The 3,375-nt window shown below is 40.0% G+C and carries 4 protein-coding genes; all 4 read left to right on the top strand.

The genetic code is table 11. The annotated features are described in order from the left end of the window. The first annotated feature begins 356 nt into the window (after positions 1–356). The 4 genes from FE782_RS31910 to FE782_RS31900 all read left to right on the top strand — a co-directional run bounded on the left by FE782_RS31910 (position 357) and on the right by FE782_RS31900 (position 3,234). Positions 357–854, top strand: a complete 498-nt coding sequence (locus FE782_RS31910; RefSeq protein WP_138198407.1) for a DUF6933 domain-containing protein — start codon at positions 357–359, stop codon at positions 852–854. A 416-nt stretch (positions 855–1,270) separates the two neighbouring features. Next, positions 1,271–1,366 carry a putative holin-like toxin gene (locus FE782_RS33055; RefSeq protein WP_338016923.1) on the top strand — a complete coding sequence of 32 codons (96 nt, stop codon included), beginning with the start codon at positions 1,271–1,273 and terminating at the stop codon, positions 1,364–1,366. Positions 1,367–1,709: 343 nt separating this feature from the next. Then, positions 1,710–2,477 (top strand): nucleotidyltransferase domain-containing protein, encoded by a 768-nt coding sequence (locus tag FE782_RS31905; protein ID WP_138198405.1) that lies wholly within the window; start codon positions 1,710–1,712, stop codon positions 2,475–2,477. 283 nt (positions 2,478–2,760) lie between these two features. Continuing rightward, positions 2,761–3,234: a GNAT family N-acetyltransferase gene (locus tag FE782_RS31900; RefSeq protein WP_138198404.1), complete on the top strand. Its 474-nt coding sequence runs from the start codon at positions 2,761–2,763 to the stop codon at positions 3,232–3,234. The last annotated feature ends 141 nt before the right edge of the window (positions 3,235–3,375 follow it).

Genomic DNA, 3,375 nt, shown 5'->3' with positions numbered 1-3,375 from the left:
AACTGTTTATCGCGAAAGGATGCTTTCTAAAGCAGCTTAGTAACGGAATTTCCTTATGAGGGTGTTTTCAAACTGCACTTTTTTTGACAACTCCAATTCTATTACGTTTTGAATTCCACTTTGTAAAACAAATCACAGCAAGCTTCGCCAAAAAGATAAAAGAACAGGTAAAAGCAGTTTGAGGGTTGACTCAAAGAAGCCGGTTACTTCGCTTAACACCGCATTCACGCATCGGGCTGGCGCCCTCGGTCGCAGACGAGAGTTCGAAGAAGTGGTTGCTGCGACAACTCCCTACGGGAGTTCGTGAATGCGAGGAACGTTAGGCGAAATAGACTGGGAAAGGAATAAGCAAAAAAATGATTACAATATCATGTACTAAGAAATTATTTGAACTATCAAATTTTCCTGAAGAACAAAACACAAGTCAGAATGATGAATTTTTCAATTGGCATGCCAATGTATTCAGACTTGCAAGGAGAAACAACATCATTTTTATGAATAATAAGACAAGATATTGTTTTATTCTTTTTGGTGTTAAGAAAGATCATTTTCACAAAGTAAAAGATATTTTCATAAGTTCATTGGTTGAAAACCTCCAATTTGAAAAAATAAAACAAGAGCAGATTAACAAGTATGTAGCAAACATTGACCAGATTAGATTTACCAAGACCTATGATCGAAGTGTACTAGGTTCAATGATAGATATGGTTCGGATGACAGAATTTATGGTTGAACATTACCTCCCCCTTAAGGAAATGAACATAAAGAAATTAAATAAAGATTTAAACCACTCACCAATCGTAAAGCTTAAAAACTTCCCAGACATAATGATGAAGGAGGCTCTTAGCAATTGAGCCCACAGTCTACTTCGCCTAACACCGCATTCACGCATCGGGCATACGCCCTCGGTCCGCAGACGTCAGATCGAAGAAGTGGGATCTGCGGACAACTCCCTTCGGGAGTTCGTGAATGCGAGAGACGTTATAGGAAATCCCGGCAAATACAAAAACAAGGCTCAGAATGTCAAGAGAATACATCGTGAAGATCAACTCGTAAACAGGTTCGCTTCGCGTAGTAAAAATTAAATCGTGAACAGCTGCGCTACGCATAGTGAAATACAAATTTGTAAACAGTCACACTACGCGTAAATAAAAACAAATGCAACAAAAGAGAACAAATATTCTATATCTGTTAGGGTATAAATGGTATAATCGAGAGGTACAATTGAATCTTGGGTGGGCATGGTTTCCCTTCGAAAGGAGGTGAAACCATGGAGTTGAAAGACGCGCTAACAATCATGATTCTCTTCGCATCCTTTGTCCTAGCTCTTTTAACATACATCGGGAATAACTACAAGAGAAAGTAAAAACCCACCCCAAGGTTTCCGGCCAAAGGTGGGTTTTTGCCTGTAATTAACTTGAAGGGTGAGCCCATCCAAGCCAATTGTATAGCCGAGTGTTCGCAGCACTCGGCTTTGTTACTTAAAGAATAACATAAGAAAAATCGAATGGAAACCCTAAAACCATGTGAAAGTTGATCAGAGAAGGCCGGGACATCCTATAACACCACATTCACGCATCGGGCCTAACTGCGCCCTCGGTCCGCAGACGAGATCTCGGAGAAGCTGGAACTGCCGACAACCTCCTGCGGAGGTTCGTGAATGCGAGGAACGTTAGCCGAAAGAAGTTCTTAGTTTAGGAGGAGTCTATATGATATTAGAAAAAGTTATAAATAGAATTGTAATACAAAGTGAATATAAGGATTTTGTTGATAAGTATATAGATAATATACTTACCGAATTTAAAGGTAAGATTCATAGCATTTATATGTGTGGCTCGATTCCAAAAGGAACTGCTAAACCTTTTAAGTCAGATGCAGACTTTACTATTGTATGTGTAAATCCCAAAGATATTGATTACGAAAGATTGTCAAATATTAAAGACAGGCTTTTGGAAGAATATCCAGTAGTAACTAAGATTGATACGATAATTTGCTCGATTGACGATGTATTAAGTAAACCAAATGAGTGGGGTTTTTGGATAAAGATAATTTGTGTTTGCATATATGGTCATGACGTTGGTGAAAAAGTACCACCGATAATTATTTCTCCAGAGTTCATTTTAGACTTAAATACAGAGACCAAGGAGGAAGTAGATCGTATACATAGTTTACTTTCTAATGCTAGTGATAACACAATGAAAACTAGATATATTAAAGGTTACTCTAAGAGATTAATTCGTGCATTATACTCTTTGGTTTTAGAAGATACAGGTGTATGGCAAGACGACATTATTAAGATGAAGAATGCCATATTAAACTATTGTGAGATTGACTCCGCTTTAGTTGATTATCTGTATGCTTGTTACTTGGATAGTAATGTACTTGTTGAAGAGTTTCTGGGAATTGCAGATGAAGTATATAGCTATTTTGAGAACACCTTAAATGCAATGGCTGCTTCCAGAACTTCCTTCGGCTAACACCATATTGACGCTCCGGGTCACTCTGAGAAGCGAGTGACCACATCCAGCCCCCTAAGCCCGTCGGGATTTCGCCGCATTAGGTGTTCGGCAAGCCTCACAACTATAAGCAGCGACTCTATTTAAAACATAAGACTATGGAGCTAACGTGTACGTTAGCTCCACATGACACGACGGCAGCCGGCACACGATCGGCTGCCGTCGTGCATTGAAGTAACGGACAGGATCATTCAACATTAATGTCGAAATAATCTATGGCTGGAAAATCCAAGTGAGGTGTATCATGGAAAACGTAATGTTGCGTGACGTAATCGTCGATGACCTGCCGATTTTTTTTGAACAGCAGAAGGACATGACCGCCAATTTTATGGCAGCCTTTACTACTAAGGATCCAGCGGATAAGGTCGCTTTTAAGGCCCATTGGGAGAAGATATTAAACAATGAAGCGATTATAAAAAAGACGGTAATCTTTAATGAAAAAGTGGCTGGACATGTGTCAAGCTTTGAACAGTTCGGTGAACGGGAAGTCAGCTACTGGATCGGACGAGAATACTGGGGAAGAGGTGTCGCGACTAAAGCACTCTCTCAATTTCTGGATTGCATAACTATTCGACCTCTTTATGCTCGTGCGGTCAAGGACAACATTGCTTCTATTCGCGTTTTAGAAAAGTGCGGATTTGAAATAAAAGGCGAAGACAAGGGATACTCAAATGCACGAGCTGAGGAGGTTGAAGAATATATCCTGAAGTTGTCTTAATAACAAGCCAATATGGACTCAACTAACGGAGACAAGAGCCCAGCGGTAAAATTTACTGCATTTATTCGGAGGGCCGCATAATATTGGCGGTTTGGCTGTGAAGGAGGGGGAGTATGCTCTACATATTTAGCGGTTTGCCAG

Source organism: Paenibacillus antri, from assembly GCF_005765165.1.
GTDB classification, from domain to species: Bacteria; Bacillota; Bacilli; order Paenibacillales; family YIM-B00363; genus Paenibacillus_AE; species Paenibacillus_AE antri.
The sequence above is the reverse complement of the archived record's forward strand: the minus strand, read 5'-3'. Positions and strand labels throughout refer to the sequence as shown.

Bases quoted from the DNA above. Each gene is read 5' to 3' on its own strand.
- FE782_RS31910 (WP_138198407.1), top strand. From the start codon at position 357: ATGATTACAATATCATGTACTAAGAAATTATTTGAACTATCAAATTTT.
- FE782_RS33055 (WP_338016923.1), top strand. From the start codon at position 1,271: ATGGAGTTGAAAGACGCGCTAACAATCATGATTCTCTTCGCATCCTTT.
- FE782_RS31905 (WP_138198405.1), top strand. From the start codon at position 1,710: ATGATATTAGAAAAAGTTATAAATAGAATTGTAATACAAAGTGAATAT.
- FE782_RS31900 (WP_138198404.1), top strand. From the start codon at position 2,761: ATGGAAAACGTAATGTTGCGTGACGTAATCGTCGATGACCTGCCGATT.